The 22,883-nt window shown below is 38.3% G+C and carries 19 protein-coding genes; all 19 read right to left on the reverse strand.

Going from position 1 to position 22,883, the window contains the following annotated elements:
- Positions 1-8: 8 nt before the first annotated feature.
- Positions 9-1,175, reverse strand: coding sequence for an SIS domain-containing protein (locus ACY3XC_RS21845; RefSeq protein ID WP_464870431.1), 1,167 nt, complete (start codon positions 1,173-1,175; stop codon positions 9-11).
- A gap of 14 nt (positions 1,176-1,189) precedes the next feature.
- On the reverse strand, positions 1,190-2,059 hold the full coding sequence (locus ACY3XC_RS21850; protein WP_464870432.1) for an ROK family protein: 870 nt from the start codon (positions 2,057-2,059) through the stop codon (positions 1,190-1,192).
- Between the two features lie 244 nt (positions 2,060-2,303).
- Positions 2,304-3,035 carry a GntR family transcriptional regulator gene (locus ACY3XC_RS21855; RefSeq protein WP_464870433.1) on the reverse strand — a complete coding sequence of 244 codons (732 nt, stop codon included), beginning with the start codon at positions 3,033-3,035 and terminating at the stop codon, positions 2,304-2,306.
- A gap of 386 nt (positions 3,036-3,421) precedes the next feature.
- Positions 3,422-3,847, reverse strand: a complete 426-nt coding sequence (locus ACY3XC_RS21860; RefSeq protein WP_464870434.1) for an RbsD/FucU family protein — start codon at positions 3,845-3,847, stop codon at positions 3,422-3,424.
- A complete protein-coding gene (locus tag ACY3XC_RS21865; protein WP_464870435.1) occupies positions 3,840-4,748 on the reverse strand; it encodes a fumarylacetoacetate hydrolase family protein in 909 nt (302 codons plus the stop codon). The genes ACY3XC_RS21860 and ACY3XC_RS21865 overlap by 8 nt, the downstream gene beginning before the upstream one ends.
- A 15-nt stretch (positions 4,749-4,763) precedes the next feature.
- On the reverse strand, positions 4,764-5,537 hold the full coding sequence (locus ACY3XC_RS21870; protein WP_464870436.1) for an SDR family NAD(P)-dependent oxidoreductase: 774 nt from the start codon (positions 5,535-5,537) through the stop codon (positions 4,764-4,766).
- Positions 5,534-6,349, reverse strand: a complete 816-nt coding sequence (locus ACY3XC_RS21875; protein ID WP_464870437.1) for an SDR family NAD(P)-dependent oxidoreductase — start codon at positions 6,347-6,349, stop codon at positions 5,534-5,536. Before ACY3XC_RS21875 ends, ACY3XC_RS21870 begins: the two co-directional genes overlap by 4 nt.
- A 25-nt stretch (positions 6,350-6,374) precedes the next feature.
- A complete protein-coding gene (locus ACY3XC_RS21880) occupies positions 6,375-7,535 on the reverse strand; it encodes a UxaA family hydrolase (protein WP_464870438.1) in 1,161 nt (386 codons plus the stop codon).
- On the reverse strand, positions 7,532-7,858 hold the full coding sequence (locus tag ACY3XC_RS21885) for a UxaA family hydrolase (RefSeq protein WP_464870439.1): 327 nt from the start codon (positions 7,856-7,858) through the stop codon (positions 7,532-7,534). Before ACY3XC_RS21885 ends, ACY3XC_RS21880 begins: the two co-directional genes overlap by 4 nt.
- The gene (locus ACY3XC_RS21890) at positions 7,855-8,709 is read right to left on the reverse strand and encodes an amidohydrolase family protein (protein WP_464870524.1); all 855 of its coding nucleotides are present in this window, start codon (positions 8,707-8,709) and stop codon (positions 7,855-7,857) included. The genes ACY3XC_RS21885 and ACY3XC_RS21890 overlap by 4 nt, the downstream gene beginning before the upstream one ends.
- Positions 8,710-8,863: 154 nt before the next feature.
- Positions 8,864-9,442, reverse strand: a complete 579-nt coding sequence (locus tag ACY3XC_RS21895; protein ID WP_464870440.1) for a YesL family protein — start codon at positions 9,440-9,442, stop codon at positions 8,864-8,866.
- 126 nt (positions 9,443-9,568) lie between these two features.
- Positions 9,569-10,750 carry a Gfo/Idh/MocA family protein gene (locus tag ACY3XC_RS21900; protein WP_464870441.1) on the reverse strand — a complete coding sequence of 394 codons (1,182 nt, stop codon included), beginning with the start codon at positions 10,748-10,750 and terminating at the stop codon, positions 9,569-9,571.
- Positions 10,751-10,775: 25 nt separating this feature from the next.
- On the reverse strand, positions 10,776-13,145 hold the full coding sequence (locus tag ACY3XC_RS21905; RefSeq protein ID WP_464870442.1) for a glycoside hydrolase family 95 protein: 2,370 nt from the start codon (positions 13,143-13,145) through the stop codon (positions 10,776-10,778).
- Between the two features lie 29 nt (positions 13,146-13,174).
- A complete protein-coding gene (locus ACY3XC_RS21910; protein WP_464870443.1) occupies positions 13,175-15,082 on the reverse strand; it encodes a right-handed parallel beta-helix repeat-containing protein in 1,908 nt (635 codons plus the stop codon).
- 78 nt (positions 15,083-15,160) lie between these two features.
- Positions 15,161-16,813: an extracellular solute-binding protein gene (locus tag ACY3XC_RS21915; RefSeq protein ID WP_464870444.1), complete on the reverse strand. Its 1,653-nt coding sequence runs from the start codon at positions 16,811-16,813 to the stop codon at positions 15,161-15,163.
- 61 nt (positions 16,814-16,874) lie between these two features.
- The gene (locus ACY3XC_RS21920) at positions 16,875-17,717 is read right to left on the reverse strand and encodes a carbohydrate ABC transporter permease (protein ID WP_464870525.1); all 843 of its coding nucleotides are present in this window, start codon (positions 17,715-17,717) and stop codon (positions 16,875-16,877) included.
- 65 nt (positions 17,718-17,782) lie between these two features.
- The gene (locus tag ACY3XC_RS21925) at positions 17,783-18,754 is read right to left on the reverse strand and encodes an ABC transporter permease (protein WP_464870446.1); all 972 of its coding nucleotides are present in this window, start codon (positions 18,752-18,754) and stop codon (positions 17,783-17,785) included.
- Between the two features lie 225 nt (positions 18,755-18,979).
- Positions 18,980-21,280, reverse strand: coding sequence for a PDC sensor domain-containing protein (locus tag ACY3XC_RS21930; protein ID WP_464870447.1), 2,301 nt, complete (start codon positions 21,278-21,280; stop codon positions 18,980-18,982).
- Between the two features lie 201 nt (positions 21,281-21,481).
- Complete coding sequence (locus tag ACY3XC_RS21935) at positions 21,482-22,720, reverse strand: alpha-L-fucosidase (protein WP_464870448.1); 1,239 nt, start codon at positions 22,718-22,720, stop codon at positions 21,482-21,484.
- Positions 22,721-22,883 lie beyond the last annotated feature (163 nt).

Genomic DNA, 22,883 nt, shown 5'->3' on the forward strand with positions numbered 1-22,883 from the left:
TTCTTCCCCTATTTAAATTCATAGATGGTTACGCCTTTAACGACACGGTTCACCGTTCCTGTCGGTGAAGGTGTGTCTGGTGTGTTGCCTACTTTTACCGAAGCAAGCAAGGAAACTGTCTGACCAATCATGACAAAAGGCAAGGCTAAGTAAGCATCCGGCACGAAGTTGGCCTCGCTGCCAAATCCAAACCTGTTCCCATCATAATTGGTATTGCCATCAACCTCGATTGAACAAATAATGCTGGCAGTGTTATCTTGCTGCATTTCTTTTAACATATCTAAATCGTATTGACGTGTATAAGGTTGGTTGGAAACAAACACAAAAACTAATGATTTTTCGTTCACAAAGGATTTAGGACCATGCCGGAATCCTAACGGTGAATCAAAGGCTGTGACAACTTTACCTGCAGTCAGCTCTAATATTTTTAACTGTGCTTCTCTCGCTAACCCTTCTAAACTTCCAGATCCCAAGTAAATAATTCGATCAAAATCATGATTGATCATCGCTTGAATCACGTCTTCCCTATCGATCACACTTTCACCCATTTGTTGAATCGTTTTTACAATCGTCGATTTTTCTTCAATGGATAAAGAATCAAAAACAAGTAAAGCCGTTAACGACATGCACGTATAACTTCCCGTCATCGCAAATCCTTGATCATTGGATTTTTCAGGCATTAATAGCAATAAATTATTTTCATCCCCTGCTGCCCGCTTGGCTAATTGACCCTCTTTCGCACAAGTAATTGTTACCTGATATAAATCAGTTACAATTTGCTCCGCTAATTGTACAGCTGCAACACTTTCCGGACTGTTACCGCTTCTCGCAAATGAAACGAGTACGGTTGGAAAATCTGCTTTTAAAAATTGATAGGGATTGGATACTAAAGTGGTTGTAGGAATACTTAACAATTCCCACTGTTTTTCATCAACTTTTTCTTTAAGGTATGGTGTGACGGTATCACCAACATAGGCAGACGTTCCGGCACCTGTAAAAATAACTCGAACCCGGCCGTGTTTGGTTGATACTTTCAGTAAAAACTCTTCAATCTCTCTGCTTTTCTCCAAATACAAAGCAAAGGCTTCTGCCCATAAATCAGGCTGCTGTTTTATTTCTGCTGTTGTGATCGATGCACCCAATGGCACTAATTTTTCTTGACTTAATGTAAACATCCGACCATTCCTCCTTAGAATTCTTCAAACGCGCGCAATCCCGCACCAACAACGCCATTATTTTGTGCCAATGTACTAATGCTCATTTGCTCTAACAGATGCTGTTGTTCAGGAAGTTGATAGATTTTTAGTTTTTCTTTGATTAATTCAAGCATGAAAGGGTTATTTACAATGACACTGCCGCCGAAAACCATTTTGTGTGGGTCTATTAAACTTGAGATGGAATAAAGTCCTTGGGCTAAATGGTCGGTAACTTCATCAATGATTGCCTGATATTCCTGTAACCCGTTTAAATATCCAGTAAAGACATCCTTGGTTGGAATCCCGGCTATTTTCTCGATTCCTGGGCCGGCAGCGAGTATTTCTAACCTTTCATTGCCTTCCTTCGAAAGAACCGGAATCAGCCCCACTTCCCCGGCAAAACCAGCTCCTCTAAAAAAGGCTCCATGATGGATGATCGAACAGGCGATTCCTGTACTGATTGTCACGTAGACAAAGGTCTCATTGGTTTTCCCCTTGGCCGCTTTCCACTCAGCAAAAGCCGCCATACAAACATCATTGTCAATGGTGATGGTCTTGGCACCAAATTGTTCCTGTAACCTGGCGGCAATCGGAAACTGCTGCCATGGCAAATTGTTTTGAAAAACGGCGATGCCATTCTCTCGGTCGACTTTCCCAGGTACCCCGACACCGATACCTTCAATCTCCGAAATTGATGTCCCTTCAAGAACTTGTTCCACCGCTGTTACTACTCGTGTAAACATGTTTTCGCGGTCAGAAGGATCACTTTTTACTTCGGTACGGTGAAGCAACTCTCCCGATTCCGTTATGATTCCCGCTGCAATCTTTGTTCCGCCGATATCAATACCGATGGACTTTTTCATCTCTCTTCACCTCTATAAAAAAATATCCAAAATAATCAAAAGCTCACCTATTGGTGGGTTGTTGGTACAAGTTAGGTTTTAGAAAAACTCATAGACAATAGACTATGAGTTTTTCTAAGTTCTTTCAGTATCGTAATAAGAGTATATCTATTTTTTTCAAAACGAAACTTTCAATCTTATTAATATAATATTACATCATCCTACTTGTTGGGTCAACCCAACGTAAGGAATAAGTGATCCTCGATTATGTTAATTCTGTATAAAAGCGGCACCGGTCGCCTCGGACAATGGATATACAAAATTCTACAGGCATACCGTTCGCATCAAAGGCTGTTCGTTCCAGCAGCAGTGCCGGACGGCCTTCTTCTGTTTGTAGATATTCACTTTCGTCAGCACGAATGAGAACGGGTTCAAACGCCTCTTTTGCTTTCGTCACTACCGTATTAAATTGTTGTGCAAAGAGATCATATAAAGATATCTCGCCCACCTTTTTAAGCTGCTCCTTATTGGAAACTACATGTTTCGGAATGAACGATGATTCCAAAATATACGGTTCATTATTGGCACAGCGAAGGCGTTTCATTTCAATCACATGCTCATTTTCTCCAAGCTGGAGTGCTTCTCTGATTTTGGCATTCGGTTTGACTTCTTCTATTTTTAGAATGATATCCTTAGGATTCAATCCTTTTTCTTTTAGGACTTTGCTAAAACTATAGAATCCCATCAATGACTGCTGCAATTTCGGTTTTGCCACAAAGGTACCCTTTCCTTGGATACGGTAAAGGATTCCGACCTGTACGAGCTCCTCAATTGCCTTTTTTGCCGTGTTGCGGCTTACGCCAAATTGGTCCATTAACTGATTTTCCGACGGGATTTTATCACCAGGTACCCAATGCCCTTTTTCAACCGAACTCTTCAATCTCTCCATTAATTGGTGATATAACGGGATTAAACTTTCATGCTGCAACGGTTCCATTATTCAATCGTGCCTCCAAACCATACTAACATTCATTTATTAAGCTAAATTATATCACCAACACTTGTGTAGTCAACCCAACAACTATTTTCCTGCACAGTAGAATATAGGAATGAACTCATCTAATCAAAACAAATTTTAACAAAATACCTTCTACCACTTGATAAGTAGCTTTTATCTGTCAATGAAAACCAACACCAAGAATCATTTCGATGTCTGCTGAGTTGCTTGGACCCTATTACTTTCATTTTCTTCGCTACCTTAAACCGAAACTAATCACAGCTTTTGATTTATCAAAAAAACCCCAATCCATATTATTTGGATTGGGGCCTTTTTATTCTCTCGGACTCCATAATTTTTTATGGTCAATTCTATCACACTCTCAACTAAAGCACGCCTTTTTTCAAAATAATGTTCGCATACAGAGCTCGTTCACTCGTAGCAATGATGGCATAGGCCGCTTTACTTCGTTCGTAGAAAGCCATCCTTTCTACTTTTTCAATCTGAACAGGAGTGTCGCTGCTATTATTAACAATCGCTTCGAATTCCTTCCAGATTTCGGGCTCCTTTTCATCCCCTTCAACCGGTTCCATCAGCATAACTGGATAGGTAACGTATGTATCGAGCGGAAACAATTCTAGTATGGCGGTCAAGAACGCTGCTACGCCATGCCCGTGACCATTCAGTAAAATGCTGGAATGGCTTGCAGCCGGAAAATTTCTGTCTGCAAGAACGATTTCATCCCCATGCCCCATCTCCATCAAAACCTTCATCAGTTCTGGTGAAATAATGGGCGGAATTCCTTTAAGCATGGACCAATGCCTTTTCTTCCACAAATTTATTCGTAAGCTTTCCTAACTTTTCAATTTCAACCGAGATTACATCTCCCGGCTGAATATAAACACGTTGATCAGCAGGAAGGCCAAATACTACTCCCTCAGGTGTACCTGTTAAAATAAGATCACCCGGCACCAAAGTCATGTGCTGAGAAATATAGCTGACAATCTCTGCGCATGAAAAGATCATGTCAGAAGTGTTAGAGTCTTGTCTTAATTCATCATTAACATATGTTTTCAAACTTAGATTGTTTGGATCCCCTACCTCATCCGCTGTCACTAAGTAAGGACCTGTTGGACTAAAATCGTCACATGTTTTCCCAAGCAGCCATTGATGTGTTCTCATTTGCAGATCTCTTGCTGATAAATCATTGACGGTACAATAACCAAACACATGAGAAAGCGCATCTTCTTTAGAAACATTTTTTGTCTTTTTCCCGATTACGATTCCTAATTCCACCTCATAGTCTAGTTCATTTGATACAGATGGAATGGCAATTTCACTTTGATGGCCTGTTAGCGTATTATCAAACTTATTAAACAGAATCGGAACTTCAGGATATGGCGTATTTGTTTCATCAGCATGTTTGCGATAGTTTAAACCGACGCAAATGATTTTATGTGGGCGGGTTACACAAGGCCCCCATTCAAGATCCTCTTCTTCTATAACTACCGCATTACCATTTGCTGCTGCCTCAATAACCTTATTCTCAAAATCCTGTAATTTTGATGGTTGAAACTGAATGACCTCCATAACATCTGTTATGACTTCTCCCCAGTTATTTTTCCTAGCCGTTTCTTCAATATCGATCAATTGATTGTCCAATTTCACTGCTAATCTTTCATTCTCATTCTTTATAAAAGTAGCTAATTTCATTTTCCATTCAGCCTCCTATGCATTTTTTCCAAAAACAACGCCGCCATCAATATAAAGAGGTGATCCCATCATGAACGAAGACTCATCGGAAGCAAGAAAGAGTGCCGCTTTTGCAACATCTTCCGGTCTTCCTAATTCCCCGCTTAATTGTCTCTTCTTAATCCCTTCGATTGCTGCTTCAGGATCATCGTAGGAAGTTCTTAAATAATTTTCAACAAAAGGGGTTAATATGGTTCCAGGTAACAAGGCGTTCACACGAATATTATATGGAGCATAGTCCACTTGCATCGCTTTGGTCAGTGCAAGAACCGCCCCTTTCGTTGCCGAATAGGCAGCCCGCTTTGCCAGTCCCATCTCAGCTGCGCATGATGACATATTAATAACGACTCCAGACTTTTGCTCCATCATATAAGGGAGTGTGTATTTAGAAGGCAGATAAACTCCCTTCACATTCACATTCATAATCCGGTCCCAATCATCCGGCTCTACTTCATCCACTCTTCCCACATTGCTGATCCCTGCATTGTTAAATAAAATATCTATTTTTTTATAGGTTTCTATTATTTGCCCGATAGCAGATTCAACCGCTTCAGGGTTTGCTACATCGACCAGATAAAATGCTGCTTTTCCACCCTGTTGTTCGATTTCAGATACAGTACCTTGTCCATTTTCTTGATGAATATCGGTAATGATGACGAAAGCCCCTTCTTTTGCGAAAAGTTCAGCTGTCGCCTTGCCAATTCCGCTGCCCCCGCCAGTGATAACGGCTATTTTATCAAGCAGTCTCATACAGTTACCTCCATATCATGATCCATGTGATCCTCAGGCTGTGCTGCTTTAACGGTTAATCCACCATCTACCATTAAAAGGTGCCCATTTATTTGCATCGCTTCTTCAGAAGATAAAAATACAACAGCATCCCCAATTTGTTTTTCTGTACCCAGTCTCTTCATTGGATTGGCTTCAATTTCTTTTGCAAGAATTTGTGGATCTTCGAGATATTCTTCGCACATATCTGTTGCTACTGTGCTAGGTCCAACTGCGTTGACATTAATATTGTATTTGCCTAATTCAATAGCCAATGCTTTTGTTAAATGACTAGCTGCTGCTTTTGATGATATATAATGCGGAATCACTGGGCTTGTCACAAGAACACTCGCAGTTGATGTAATATTAATGATTTTTCCATATCTATTTTTGATCATAGTAGGCGCAACTCTTTGGGAAGTTAAAAAAATTGATTTTACATTCGTTTGATACGTTTCATCCCATGTTTTTTCTGAAACACTTAAAAATGGTTCAAATGGGGCAATCCCCGCATTATTCACTAGGATTTCCACCGGCCCTAACTCTTTTTCTACTTCGCCGATCATTTGGTCAACTTCATCCTTAATCCCAACATTTGCTTTCACAACCATCGCTTTAATAGAAAACTGTTCTTCTACTCTTTCTTTTAATGCAGTTGCTTTTTCAAATGAACGTGGTGAAGTATAGTTGATTGCCACATTTGCGCCTTCTTCCGCTAACCTCATAACAATCGCTGCTCCGATTCCACGGCTTCCGCCTGTGACAAGCGCAGTTCGATTACTAAATTTCCCCATATCAATAAACCTCCCTTATGAATGTTTAGAGGCTGATACTGATTCTGCTGATACTAAATTCTTGATGACCTAAAATCTCAGCTTTTACCAGTTCACCCTGTGCAGCTTTAATAACTAATTCTAGAATACGATTGCCAGCTTCCTCGATTGTTTCTTTTCCTTTCATAACCGAACTGGTATCAATATCAATGTTATCGTTCATTTTGACAGCCGTATGTTCATTCCCGGTAATTTTGATAACGGGAATAATCGGATTTCCTGTTGGTGTCCCTCGTCCCGTTGTAAAGCAAACCATATGTACACCGGCTGCAGCCATACCTGATACACACTCAATATCATTACCTGGAGAATCCATGAAGTAATAGCCATTTCCCGGAATCTCCTCAGCAAATGCTAGTACATCCTTTAATGGAGCCGTGCCTGCTTTACTGATACAGCCAAGAGATTTTTCCTCGATCGTTGACAAACCTCCTTCGATATTACCTGGACTAGGATTTCCCCCGCGCATATCTGCTCCAATCCGTTCTACTTCTTTTTCAAACTGATCGACACAGGCATACAGCTTATTGGCCACTTCTTCATTGATAGCACTTTGTGCAACAATATGTTCTGCGCCGATAATCTCCGTTGTTTCCCCCATTACAATGGTGCCACCCTTACTTAAAAGGGCATCTGATGTTTTTCCTAATGCTGGGTTGCTACATAATCCAGAAGTTGCGTCAGAACCGCCGCATTTTACTCCAAGAATTAATTCAGATAGCGGTACATCGACCTGTGGGATTTTTTGAATCTCGGTAGATAATTGCTTCGCTATTTCAATACCTTGTTGAATTGATTTAACGGTTCCGCCTGTATCTTGAATATCAATCCATTCTACCGGCTTTCCTGTTTTTCTAATTTCTTCTTGCAACTCTTTTGCATTGATTACTTCACAGCCTAAACTAACTAACAGAACCGCACCGACATTGGGATTTTTCCCTGTTCCCGCGAGAATGTTGAATGTCCGTTCCTTGTCCTCACCAATCTGACTGCATCCATGCTGATGTGGAATCGCTACTGAATCTGGTACAGATTGCTGGATTCGATTCGCTACATGGTTCGCACAAACAACAGTAGGAATGATTAATAAATGGTTGCGGATTCCCATTTTCCCGTTTGCCCGACGATACCCTTTTATCATGTTCATGAATGGTGATCCCCTTTCTTTTTATCTCCTCTTCCTCTAATTCCCTCGATATTGTGAACATGTACATGTTCACCTGGGGAAATTTCTACAGTAGCTGCCCCAATCACTTGCCCATACTTCACGACATGTTCAGAAGGCTGAATGTGTTTGATGGCAATTTTATGCCCAAACGGAATGGCTTGTTTGGCTGTTAACGCTTCCTTTTTACCGTTAATCATATATTGTAAGCTTTCTCCGGCCTCTATTTCTTTTAAAAGTGTAGCTACATTATCAGACTCGGACATGACAATACTGGTTAATTCTTGTTCATTTGCGAGTTTCATATTTTTACACACCTTTCCTTCAGCAAATAAAATGATTTCACATTTGTTGAAAAAATTTGCTCTCTTTCTGTGTCTCTTAACGTACTTGGTAAGTTATCGGTAACAATCTGTATTGCCTTCTGATAACTTCCTCCCAATAAACTGACCGGCCAATCGCTGCCAAACATCACTCTGGAAGAACCAAATGCTTGAACCACATGGTGAATATAAGGCTTAAGATCATCAGTTTCCCAAGAATCCGCCAGTGTCATAAAACCAGATAATTTACAGCAAACTGCAGGAAATTTTGCTAGTTTGGTCATATCTGCTTCCCATTTTTTAAACCCATCTTTCGATATTTCCGGTTTTGCAATATGATCAATGACAACGCGTAAATCTGGAAGCCTCTCTAGTAAATCAACAATATAAGGAATATGTCTTCCGGTGATTAATAAATCAAGGGGCAGGTCATTTGCACTAAGCAGTCTCGAATTCTCTATTACCTGCTCCTGTAAAATCCAATCATCTTTTTCGATATCCTGTAACATCGGTCTTAAACCAACAAATCCTTGCTGCTGCATTAATACATCTAGGTGTTCCGGAAAGGTAGATGATGATAAATCTAACCAGCCCACTACACCGTAAATCCACTCATACTTTTCATATAACGATAAGAGATAAAGCGTCTCCTCATATGTAGGTGCTGCTTGCACAAGGATCGTTCCAGAGACAGAATTTTCTTTTAATGTAGGTTTTAAATCCTCTGGAAAATAGTCTCGATAAAGGATGCCCATATCTTCAGTTAACCAATCGTAATCTCCTCGCTCCAGCTTCCAAAAATGTTGGTGAGAATCAATGATTTTGATACCGATCCCTCCTTGTGTGTTAACTTAATGTTATCGATAACATTAAGTTAACAAATCAAGATACAATTGTCAATCAATTTAGTAAAAAGCTAGATTCTTTAAAAAGACAGATGGTCTCCAGTCCATCTGTCTCATTTAGTAATAAGGTTTTGTTCCGGCGTCATGCCGGAGTTTTATTTAATTGATTTTCCATATCTTTTTGTGGTAGTAGGTGTTTAAATTTAAGATCCGCAATCCAGTAAATCAGATAAGCGGAAACACTAAAAAAGAAAAAGAAAATAAAAAAGGAAAACCGTAATGATAGAATCGTCCATGCACTAAGAATAATCATACAAAAAATCGATAAATGAATTTTGTATAAGCCTACTTTAAGACTATTAAGACACAAGTTCTTAAAAGACGTGATCATATTGACCATCAGTGGATAAATACTTAAAAAGGATAAACCAACTATAAAACTAACAAAAAGGACCGCAGCCTGAATGAATCCTTTATAAGGTACATTCATTTGTTTTAAAAATAGTAAATCAAGAATTAAAAATGCTCCGATTATCGTGTATATAATCCCGACTAAATAACTTTGCTTCCAATTTTCAATAAACATTTCCTTATACTGAGAAAATACCGCTACTTCTTTCGTTATTCTCCACTTTCTTACTACTCCAAAAAGTGCAGCGATGGCAGGGAATATCGTAATAATCGGAATGCAGCTTAGAATAAATAGGATATTTAAATACATGAAGTTATACAACCACAAGCATACTTGATACAAGCGGCTATCTAAACTAAAAATCTCCATCACCCCATAACTTGGAAGTCTCCAATTTAATATTCTACCAATTCTAAATATTATAGCACAAAATCGTTAAGACCGGCATACTACATCTGCTTCCATAGATGTATTTGGCTTATGTCTTCCCTGGTCAATTGGCACAACTTTTCCGCCTGAGCGAATCGATTCTGTTGCTGCACATCCAACAGCGACACTCATTCGACCGGCAAATGGCGTTGTTAATGGCTGCTTATTATATAAAACTAAATTTACAAAATCCTCACAAATGCGCGGGTCTGCCCCACCATGTGTTCCAGGCATTTGCTTCATCACATAGGTGATGTCGCTCCCGCCCTGCCAGGATCCAGACTTTCTTGTTTTCACATAAACTTTATCATTTACATCGTCATTTTCGATGCGTCCCTTTGTACCGATAATGGTATAGTTGCGCGAATAATCTGGTGTAAAGTGACACTGCATATAGGACGCCTTAATACCGCCTTCTAGTTCCATAATCAGCATATTATTATCTTCTACATCGATTTCTTCTCTGAAGGCACACTTGGTTAACCTTTCTAAACTGGCATCTGGACAGGTATCCTTCAGTTCACAATCCGGACAATGTAAATCATTCGGTTTGTCTCCCCCATAATAATCCAAACTGCCGAAGGCCGAAACTTTAGTAGTGTAACTGCCCGTCAGCCAATGAATGACATCGATATCATGGGAAGCCTTCTGAAGCAGCAGGGATGTTGTATTTGCTGCTGTACCATGCCAATCATGGTAATAAAAGTATCCGCCAAGTCCGACAAAATGCCTTACCCATACGGCCTTAATATCGCCAATGACACCAGAATCGATGATTTCTTTCATCGTCTGGTACATGCTCATATAACGCATATTAAAACCGACCATTAAATGCTTCCCTGATTTTTTTGCTTCATCTAGAATTCTATCGCAAGCCTCTGGTGTAATAGCTAATGGTTTTTCACAATAAACATGTTTTCCTGCTTGAAGTGCAGCAATAGCATGTTCCTCATGCAGGTAATCAGGGGTTAATATCGCAACCGCATCGATATCCACCCTTGCCAGCAATTCTCTATAATCCGTTGTAACAAAAGCCTCATGATTAATTTCCTGTTTGAATTTTTCAAGTGCTTTCAAGGACACATCTGCCCCTGCAACTACGATCGAATTTCCCTCTGGTTTATGCCAATATTCAACAATTGTACTTCGTCCGCCTGTGCCTATGACACCAATTCTTGCTTGTTTCATACTATCCCTCATCTTCTAGATATTATTAAAATAGCAGCTGGAGTTGTTGGTCTTTGTTCATTTTAAGAGCGATAAACCCATCAATAGCTTCTATTCTTTTATCTTCTTTTCCTTCTTCACGAACAATGACAGCAGTGTCTATTTTGAGAATAAATTCGTTCCCAGTTTGACTTGTCACATCCAATTGTCTGACCTGCATCTTATCCCAAGAAATGTTAATCTCAAACCCGCCTCGAACCCGCACTCCAGATAATGATCCTTGCAGCCATGTGGAAGGAAGTGCCGGTAATAATTCAACATATCCTTTGTGAGATTGGATAATCATCTCGACAACCCCGGCTGTATAACTGAAATTCCCATCAATTTGGAAGGGAGGGTGGGCACCTAACAGATTTGGATACAATCCGCCTCCAACCATTACCTCCCTTTTCGCTGTACAAATGTTAAATAATTGATGAAGCAATGCATTTACCCGTTCCCCATCCTTCAAACGAGCCCAAAGGGACATCTTCCAGCCTAGACTCCATCCCGTTCCAGCGTCTCCGCGTCGATTTAATGTCTGCCTTGAAGCTTCTAATAACGGACCCTCAATAATTTGATTACCTGGATAGACTCCATACAAATGAGAGACATGACGATGATGTGGTTCGGCATCCTCATAGTCGAGGAGCCATTCCTGCAATTGGCCATACTTCCCAATCTGTAAAGGATGCAGGCGTTCTTTTGCTGCAGTTACTTGATGAATCCATTCATCGTCCACACCGAGGACACTTGCTGCCTCCACACAATTGGTGAACAAATCCCAAATCAGTTGCATATCCATTGTCGACCCCTTGGTAACGGATCCTTCTTGTCCATTTGTTGCATAGAAGTGATGCTCCGGTGATGTGGACGGTGAAGTAATCAAATAGCCATTCTCATCCTCCACCAGCCAATCAAGGCAAAATTGGGCTGAGCCTTTCATAATTGGATAGGCCTCTTCTCGAAGGAAATCTTTATCCAAGGAATAGAGATAATGCTCCCACAAGTGGCTGCACAGCCATGGCCCTGACATTGGCCAAAAAGCCCAGTTCGGATCTCCGTGGCGCTCGCCCCCAACAGGATCCGCATGTCTCCACAAATCGGTATTGTGATGGGCCGTCCACCCATTCATGCCATACCGCTCATTGACCATTTTCTTCCCTGTTACCGAAAGCTCTTGGATTGCCTTTAACAATGGACGGTGACATTCAGACAAATTCGTCACCTCAGCAGGCCAATAATTCATTTCTGTATTAATGTTCAATGTATAATTGGATGACCATGGTGCCCGAGTCAAGTCATTCCATATTCCCTGCAAATTAGCCGGTTGCGTCCCTTCTCTTGAAGAGGAAATCAGCAAATAACGGCCATATTGGAATAAAAGCTCGACCATCTCTAAATCATCCGCACGATATTTTTGCACTCTTTCATCCGTATCCAGCAGCACATCTGTCTGTTTATGTCCTAACGAAAAATCAACACGGTTGTAAAGAGTTTGATAATCTTGAATATGTGTTTCTTTCAATTGCTCATAAGGAATGCTCATCGCTTTTGATAGAATGGCCTCATTTTGCCCTGTTAATTCTTTAAATCCGACCCCAGGGAGTTGATCAAAGCCCTTAAATGAGGTGGAAACAGAAAAATATAGAACAACATTTGTTGCATTTTGGATGGATAGTCTTCCATTCGATGACTCTAGCTTTCCATCATCGATAACAACACCTAGTTTTCCTTCAAAATGAATCGCCTGTGTTTCACTAAACTCACCATATACAATGGGCTGTTCATCCTCATGAACATAGTTTGGCGCACACTTTTCAGGACAAATTCCTTGTAAAGCCAACTCTTCTGAAGAATTCGAAGTTTGATATTTTAACGTACTATCTAATGAAACGATCACGTTTAATTGGTTGGCAACGGAACTAGTTAGCCGGACTGCTAACACCTGATGCGGATGTGAAATAAAGGCTTCACGGGTATATTCTATTTTTCCCACTGTGTAGATAACATTTGAAATGGCTGTTCCAATATCGAGTGTCCGCTTATAGCTCCTTGTTGTGCCCCCATGAAGGTATTGAATCGTAAGGTTCCCTAGCGGCATATAGCTCTGTGTATAAGGACCAAACATATTCTTCGTTTCACTGATCGCCTCTTCATAATTCTCTTCCTTGATCAATTGCCTTACTTTTTGCAAGGATTCCTGATCGTTATATTCTCGGTCCCTCTCTGGCGGTCCTGACCACAATGTTTCTTCGTTTAATTGAAAACGTTCTGTTTCAACTCCGCCGAAGTGCATCGCACCGATTCTTCCATTTCCGAGCGGCAAAGCCTCCGTCCATTCATTTGCTGCTTTTTTATAGGTTAAAAGATTCATTAGGTAAATCTCCCATTCTCGAATATTTTTCACATCGATTCAAACAGATTTTTAGATTCAAACACAACAGTTTGTTCATTCTTAATCTTTAATTCACTTTCTTTCATATTGTTCACCCTCGTATACGGTACGAAGTCTCCTTCGTAAATATTTCCTTCTAGTGAAACATTCCTGCATGTGTCAAATTCAAATAACACATCATGAATCCCATCGTAATGACTGCTTGGACTTACCTTAACAATCTTATTTTCTTTAATGGTTAAATTTTCAACGTTTTCTGCGGAAACCACACATTCATGCTGCATATAAAACGTGTTATTTTCCACTGTAATATTTTTGTGAATCGGTACTGGCGATGGAATCTCACCTAATGGGATCGGATGAATATAAATTGCAGGTTTACGATAATCCCAATCTTCAACCGGATTTATATGAAAGATATTCCCTCGAATCGTCATATCTCTGACAGGTCCAGATTCATACCAATCGTTCGAATCATTGGAGATAAAGATTGTACTCATGGTTATATTTTGAAAGTGATTGCCTTCAATCAACACTTTTCTTCGTGTTGTGCAGAGGATTCCCCTTGTTGGAACATGGGCAAACCGATTATTTTTAATCACTACTTCTGGTGTATAAGTCACGTTTTCCATGACGTATAAAAATTCACCCTGCTCATTTTGCACGGTATCAAAAGGCAGCTCTTTGTTAAAGGATACTTGCATCGTTTGAAGATCATTTCCATCTTGTCCAGGATGTACAACCTTCGTTACTTCATACTCTTCCACGAATTCGCCGGCCATTGTTGCTCGATTGAAAAAGGCTACTTTATCACCAAGATGATATTGTGGGAATCCGCTTTGCTGCGGGTGTGCATAAATAACTTCTATTGTTTTTTCATTGATTATTTTTTGGACTCTGGTAAAAGTCCCATGGATATTAATAGGGTCATCATGGGGGTGCATAAACGTACACCCGTCCACAGTAATCACACCTTTAGCGCCTGAAACATGAATGGAATCAGCAAAGCTCGATCCATGCTTCCCCATGGTGCTATTGGGTATGAAATTAGTCGACTGGAACGTAATGTCCCCACTCATTTGCACCAGTAAACCGAAACCGTGTAGATAATGAATATCTATGTTAGATAATGTGATATTTTCACTTTCCCAAATAAACGCACCCGCAGTATTCCGATCACTCGCTTTACAAAATTCAAACACCCGCTTGTCAACAACTGCCTTTGGCAGGGAGTTGTTATAATGGATACGAATTTTTCCCTTCTCTAATTCTTCTATTTTCACTCTGTTATCAGCGAACGGGCCTTTATTCACAGAGAATCTTCTTTTCATTCCGTTCATCTCGTCAAACCCAACGACTACCCATTCATTTTTAGAGCCTTTGTCTTTCCAATAATATTTATTGGTATATGGACTTCTTTCACTTAACCAGTAAAAATCGAGCTGATTTTCACTAATTTCATATGGAACATAATCTTCTAATTTATAGTCCGCATAATAACAACCATTTTCAGCAAAAGTTTTCTGGACAACTAATTCTGATAGGGTTGAGACCTCATAATCCCAAGAGAAGTTTTGTAAACGGATATTTTTCGAGTGAAAAATCCCTAATCCCATCACATCCCCATGAAAATAAAAGAATGAACCATTTCCTTCAATCGTTAGATTCTCCTGTTCCTCGATTAGAAAGCAAACCGTCTTAATCGGATGTCTGCTCGTATCCGTATTTGATGTATGAAAGTTTCGTTTCGGTGCGTGATCAGGATAAAAATGATAGATTCCTTTAGGAAAAGACAGGATGATGTCCTCTTTTATTTCTTTTATATCTTGTAAAATTTTATGTACGATGGGGGAATAATCAATAATTGAGTTTGTTTCTCCCCCGAAGCTCCTTACATCTATGACTCTTGCTTTCATCTCTTTTTCCCACCTTAATAAAAAAAGAATACACGTCTGTACATGACTTTCGTGTATTCTTTTTTATTATGTTAGTTTTTATTTTCCTACATCATATGCTTTTTGATAGATTTCTAAATAACGGTCGACTTGTAAATTTTTAAAGCCATCAATATACTTATCCCAATCTTTTTCGATATCTTTTGAACCAGTCACAAATTGCACCATGTTCTCTTCAATGTACTTAGTCATATTGATTTTTAATAAGTTCACTTCATCTGCTTCTTTTGGATCAACCCAAGCCGCTTCAAAATTAAATTGTTCTTTCGGTTCAAATCCATCGTATTTCAATGTTGCGTTATACAATCTTCTTTCATATCCCTCTAGAGAGAATTCATCTTGTTCAGCTGCAATCGAGTCTCTAAGCGTTCTTGTCAATCCTAGTGGACCTCTTTCTCCCCATCCGAAATGTACCTTATCTTCCTCTTTCAAATCAGGTTCTGCAGGGATGATCGCATATTTTGCTTGTTTACCTGTTAAATCAATGTCTTCTGGACCACCTTTTTCCCAGTGAACACCTTCTTTACCTCTTGCAGTCATCATGCTGCCTTCTTCTGAATATAAGAAATCCGCCAATTTGATTAATGCTTCCGCTTTTTTCCCTTTTGCTTTATTCGTAATCGCAAAAGTGAAATTATTGACATTACCATAATCGGAAGGGGTAAATTGAGCACCACCTGGCCCTTTCAAAGGTGGAACTACATCGTATGCTTTTGAAGCATCCAAAGCGATATCCGAAATAATGGCCAAATGACTTGCTGCACCACCACCAAGGACAACATCACCTTGTGGCGTACCCAATTGTTTATACGCTTCTGGATTCTGTGTAAATGCACCTTGGTCAATTAATCCTGCTTTATATAAGGAATGAATATATTTCAATCCTTCCTTCCACTCTGGCTGTGTTGGTGCTAATAATAACTTTCCATCATTTACATTAATATAATCTTTACCATTATTCGGAATGAATGCATTCATAAGAAAGATAGTAGGATCATCACCAAGCATTGTGCTTTCGCCACTCAACGGAATTTCATCTTTTTTACCATTTCCATTTGGGTCATTGTTCTTAAATGCCTCCATAACGGTTTTAAATTCTTCAGTTGTTGTTGGCATTTCTAAATTCAGCTTGTCCAGCCAATCTGTATTAATCCACATTTTCCCGTACTTAGAGCAATGGAAACATTCATTTACTGGAGGCAGAGCATAAATATTACCATCCGGTGCAGTCATTCCTTTTTCTAAATAAGGAACCTCTGTCATCAATTTTTGAAGGTTTGGTGCATGTTCATTAATTAAATCATTTAATGGCAGGAAAACGCCTTCTTTCCCGTACTTTTGGGCTTCAACTTTAGATATATTATCTAACCAAGCAACTAGCAAATAAGCATCTGGATAGTCACCGCTTGCCAGCGACAATTGACGTTTTTCTTTTGCAGCATCTTGATTCGCGTCTTCCCAGTTAATTTTGATATTGAACTTTTCCTCAACCATTTTCGTAAATTCATTTTTCTCACGATCAAATACTGGATCGTACGAAATCGTTGGTGTGAAGATCGATACTTCGATGGGTCCATTTGGATCTGAACCTTCACTAGAATTGTTTGATGAGCTGTTCTTGCTAGGAACACAGCCGGCAAAAAGTAAAACTATTGAAACCAAAAGCAGAAAAATAGCTGATAACTTCTTCATATAAATATCTCCTTTGCTTTTTACTAACGTTATTTAATTTATAAAACGTTCCAAACTGTTTTTAACCCTTTACTGATCCAATTAACATTCCTTTCACAAAATGCTTTTGAACAAATGGATACAGTATTAAAACTGGTAAACTTGAAATAACAATTAATGAATACTTCATTAATTCTTTTAATCCTTGCATCTTCAAAATATCTTCTATATTTGCTGATGGATCGGTATTTAAAATGAGAAGACTTCTTAAAATGAGCTGTAATGGATATAGCTCTTCTGATTTTAAATAAATCAATGCGTCAAAATACATATTCCACTTCATAACAGCATACATGAGGACAAGGACAGCAATAATCGGCTTCGCAAGCGGCAATACGACTTTAAAGATAAAGCCAATATCACTGCAGCCATCCATTTCACTCGCTTCTACTAATTCATCTGGAATCGTAGATTGAAAGAATGTCCGGGCAATGATGACTTGGAACACGGCAAGAGCCGATGGAAGTAAAAGAGCCCAGACCGTATCGATTAAATTTAAATTTTTTACTACAAGATACAGCGGAATTAAACCTCCATCAAAAATCATCGTAAAAACGAGCAGGATCATAATAAGTTTTCTGCCATAAAACGATTTTCTTGAAAGAGGATACGCAAGCATAATCGTGATCGTTACACTAATAAAGGTTCCTACAACCGTGTAGAACAATGAATTCGAGAACCCTTGGAGAATTTGAGGATTCTTAAATACCGTCGTGTACCCTAATAGAGTTGGTTCTACAGGAAACAGCCATACACGCCCGGATGTTACCGCAGATGCACTACTAAATGAAGCGCTCACAATATAGATAAGCGGATATAGCACAGCGATTAAAATGAGAGCTAAGAACACATAAACAGCACCCATAAAAAGGCGATCGATTTTTGATTCTTTTATCCTTATATTTTTTGTTTTCTTCAAATCCTTCCCTCCTACCATAAACTAGATGACGAGAATCGTTTGGATATTTTGTTAGCAGTGAAAATTAATATGAAGTTAACAATGGAATTAAATAAACCTACCGCTGATGCAAAGCTAAAGTTCGCTCCAAGCAATCCAACTTTATACACATAAGTAGAAATAACTTCCGATGAATTCGTATTTAATGGATTTTGCAATAGATAGATTTTTTCAAATCCCATGGACATGATACTCCCCACATTAAGTATTAATAAGACAATAATAATCGGGAATATTCCTGGAAGATCGACATTCATGATTTTTTGGAAGCGATTTGCTCCATCGACCTTCGCCGCTTCATACAATTGTGTATCAACCCCTGCAAGAGCAGCTAAGTAAATAATCGTTGCGTATCCGGTGTTTTGCCATACATCTGACCAAACATAAATGGATTTGAAATAAGTGGGATTTCCTAAAAAGTTTATCGACTCAATTCCAAATAAGCCTAAAATATTATTAACAATTCCTGCATTTGGTGATAAAAACAAGATTATGATCGACACCATGATAACAGTAGAGATAAAGTAGGGTGCATAGGTAATCGTTTGTACGAATTTTTTGAAACGAGCATTTTGAACTTCATTTAATGCCAATGCTAATAGTATCGGACAAATAAATCCTACTATTAATCCGTAAACACTTAACCCAAGTGTGTTTTTTAATAAGAGAGAAAAGTTTGGACTCTGAAAAAACGATTGGAAATACTTCATTCCAGCCCATTCACTGCCAAAAATCCCCTTTACCACACTATAGTCCTTAAACGCAATAACAATCCCTGCCATCGGAACATACTTAAAGGTAATCAAAAAAACTAATGGAATCGCAACTAGAAAATACAATTGCCAGTGTTTCTTAATTTTTTTCCATCTAGAATGTTTTGAGACAACCTCTTTTTCAATACCAACATTTTTCAGTTGTTTTTGATCCAATACTTCTACCTTCATTTTACCCCCCCATTTTTTTGTTGCTTACTTTGCTGCAAATAATCTTAATCTTTTAAATGTTACCGCTATCATAATTGAAATTTAAAAAACGGGAAAGATACGATTTATTTCATAACGTACAATAAAAAACCCTTGATAATAAAGGGTTTTTTCAGCAATTGGATATGGAACCGTACAATTAATTTATAGGGTACAATTTTTTGAAAACGAGTATTTTTTCCTTTTTTAAGCACCTTTCATCATTTTTCGATATTCTGATGGCGAAGATCCAGTATTACGTTTAAAGGCACGCCGAAAGGAATGTGCGCTGTTATAACCGGAAAGCACAGCGATTTCATCAATACCGTCATCGGATTGAATTAATTTTGATTTTGCAAAGTTAATCCGTACGTCCTCAATAAAATCAGAAATGTTTACACCAACATGTTCTTTAAATATCGATGGAACCATTTTTTCAGGAAGACCAACAGCTTCAGAAATTTTATACAAAGTTAAATCGGGATCACTAAAATGCTGTTTAATCCATTCCTTCATCCTATGAATCACTTGCTGCCTGCCTGCGGACTTATTTTCATAAATACTCTGAGCAATTTCAATCATCATTTCCTTTATCTGCTCAAAATTTTTATGAAAACTGCTTTTTTTCAACAACAGTTCTTCTAAGCGTTCCTGTATTTCATCTGCCTTTGCCGTGTTCAATTGCGTATTTTTTGAAAGAATTCTTACAAGGGTCCCATTCAAACCTGCCAATAATTGGGTTCCTTTTTTGTGCGTTAACACTCTTCTTTCCACATTTTCAAGAAGTATTTTATCAACCAGCTCCATGACCTCATTTATTTCTCCGTTCTTTACAGCATTAATAAGGCGAAGTTCTACCTCAATGGGATAATAATAATCAATCGTATCCTCTTGATAAGAATGTTCATGTTTATGTTTATATAATGAGCCTTGACCTAGAAGGGATTGAATAAATGGTAAACTTACCTTTGCCTCTTCAAAGGATTGATGAATATCTGTTACCTGTTCAAATTGGCCTCCCATTCCAATATTCACTTTTAAACTATATTTCTTTTCCATTCGTTTAATAAACAACTGAAGTGACTCTTCCAACTTTTTCACTTCTTGAAGAGAAAGTTTTTTATCATAAGTTAATAGAAGAAGAACTTGGTCTTGATTGATATTGGAGAGCAGACCTTCTCCTTTAAAAAGATCCGTTAATTCATTTTGAATGAATAGTTGTGCGACATTCATTTCATCTAGCATCTCTTTATCTAGTTCATTCAACATATGAATAATTTGTACGATACCTACAAAACCAAAAGCCCCTTTTAACGGCAGGTTCGCTCGTTCCATTAACAGTTGTGCCTCTTTTGAAGAAGTAAGCTCTCCGGCGACTAATTTTTGAATCACCGAATCTTGCAAAATAGGTAATTGGTTTTGCATTTTAACCTTTAGTTGGTCATTATTAGCAATGATATCTTCCACATTGCTGTGGATGAAATCATATGGATCGGCTGCTTTTCCGATTTCTGTAATCTTCATTACTCCCAGAAGCCGATTTAGAGGAATGCTATTTTTATAAGAGAAAAGAAAGGCAGTAAATAGTCCGATTAGAATGGTCACAAATGCTAAGACCGAACTAATTGTTTGAATAAAACTGACATCCTCTGATAATTTCTCTTTCGAAATGAGTGCAACATACGTCCACTTATTATTATTAGACTTCGTTTCAATATACATATATTTATTGTCTTTATTCATAATTGAAAATTTACCCGTTGACTTGTCAAAAGAAATCATGTTTTTATCCATGTTATCGCCTGCAATTAAATTTCCTTTGTCGTCAAGAATAAAGGTTGAACCGTCGTATTGGGAAGAAATTCTATTCAATAAAGATGTGATTTCCGTTTCATCTATCAATATTACAATATTTGCTTTTGGACTTTTACTATTAAACGGCAGTGATTGTACATATGTAATAATGGATTCTGTCTTTTTCCCCATCTTTACATTTGCAGCGGGCAAATAATGACGGGAAAGATACGTTTGATTGATACTTTTTTTCCAATTCTCATAACTTAGCCCTTCATAGGCATGGTTATAATAATAGTCCTTCGTACGTACATACGATGACTCAGGAGATACGATGGTGTCAATTTGATTAAAATAGATATAAAATTTATTAAATAACTTATTCGTATACCAATACGGATTAATACTATTTTGAACTTTATAGATATCATAAGCGATATTTATATCCGTATTCGATTTTCGATGCATTAATTGATTAATTTCCGGATTTAAAGACATCTGGTAAACAAAGTTCTCAATCTCATTATTCTTTTGATCGATCATGTTTTTCGTTTGGTTGAGCAAGTTTTTACTGTTTTCACTTGCATAATCTTTTATTATATGAATACTAACTTGATAAATAACTAAACTAGCTAAAAGTGGAATGATTAGAATCAATAGATAGGATAATAAAAACTTTCTAAAAATTCTTACCTTTTCCAGTCTATCAAACATGGTTACATCATTCCTTCCGTAAAATTTAATAGCATTCAACGTTACTATTTTTTGATTTTTAATTCCTATAAAAAGTCAAGGTTCAAGTTTACTTATTACGATTAAAAAGATTCGCGTTATCGATAACACGAATCTAACAAAATTGCATTACTATATCAAACTGTTTCGAATTTTCGAAAGTGGTTGATAATTCACTTTACTCTATTCCTGAGAATAGTAACAGGAAAACTCTATTATGATCGGATCTTCCACCGCCTCAAGTACTTTAAGTTTCAATTCTCGTGTTGTTACTGGTGATACTTGTTTAATAAACCGGTGGCCAATGGCAGTACCTTCAGCAATTGTGACCCACTTTCCATCAACATACGCCTCTATTTCAAATTTCCTGACACGTTCACCCCATGCAATCTCCTCCATTAATTGGATATGATCGATGCATGTTTCTTTCTCTAACTCTAAAATGATTTCATTTCCACTCCCTGAAATTCTTCTAAGTGGATTTGAAAATCTTCTTTTTATTTCAGCACCAAATTCCAATAGTCTTTTCGCATCGACCTCAGGAATCAATCCCCGGTCATCAGGGGAAACATTCAACAATAAATTGGTCCCATGGCCTACCGAATGATAGTAGATATGCATTAATTCATCCAATGACAGCAAACTGTCTTCATCGTTAGGATGCCAAAACCAATGTTTTTTTCGGATCGGAACATCGCATTCTGCCGGGAGCCAATCCGGTGTCCCTGGAAGCCAGTCAACTTTTTCATTGGAAAACATACTGATTTTAGCTGCACTTTCTGTATTCCAACAAGGATATGGTGCCACCCCATCTTCGTTGCCCACCCATCGAATGGTTGGCTGCCCCATATTAAAGATCATCGCATTCGGTTGATATTGCTTTACAATTCCAATGATTCTTTCCCAATTATATTTTCTGCCTTCCGATCCTGCTCCATCAAACCAAACTTCTATTAATGGACCATACTGTGTCATCAATTCGGTAAGCTGCTGACAATAAAAATCATCATAGGCATCAATATCTGAATAACAAAGTTCATGCCGGTCCCATGGTGATAGATAGACACCAAAGTGGATACCTTCTTTTTGACATGCATTTGCACATTCACGGACGATATCACCTTTGCCGTCTTTCCAAGGGCTAGATTTTACAGAGTAATCTGTAGTCGCAGTCGGCCAAAGGCAAAAACCATCATGGTGTTTCGCTGTTAATACAAAGTATTTGAATCCTGCATCCTTTGCAAGCTTGACCCATTGCCCTGCATCTAATTCCTTTGGATTAAACAATTGCGGAGAATCTTTCCCTTCTCCCCATTCTTGATCACAAAAAGTATTGATACCAAAGTGACAAAAAATTCCCAAGTCTAAATTCTGCCAAGCGATTTGATCAGCTGTAGGCAGCGCAAGTTTAATTTTTTCCAATTTATCCACCCCTTTTTTTGTTATGTTATCGATAACATAAATATAACTTTTTAGAGTTCAGTTGTCTACCAGTTCCACATTATTATTAGTGAAAAATCATTTATTTAATGTTATCGTTAACATTATTTCCTTGATAAATGTTACCTAGATAATTACAATGAAA

Source organism: Bacillus sp. CZDM1 (assembly GCF_055502545.1).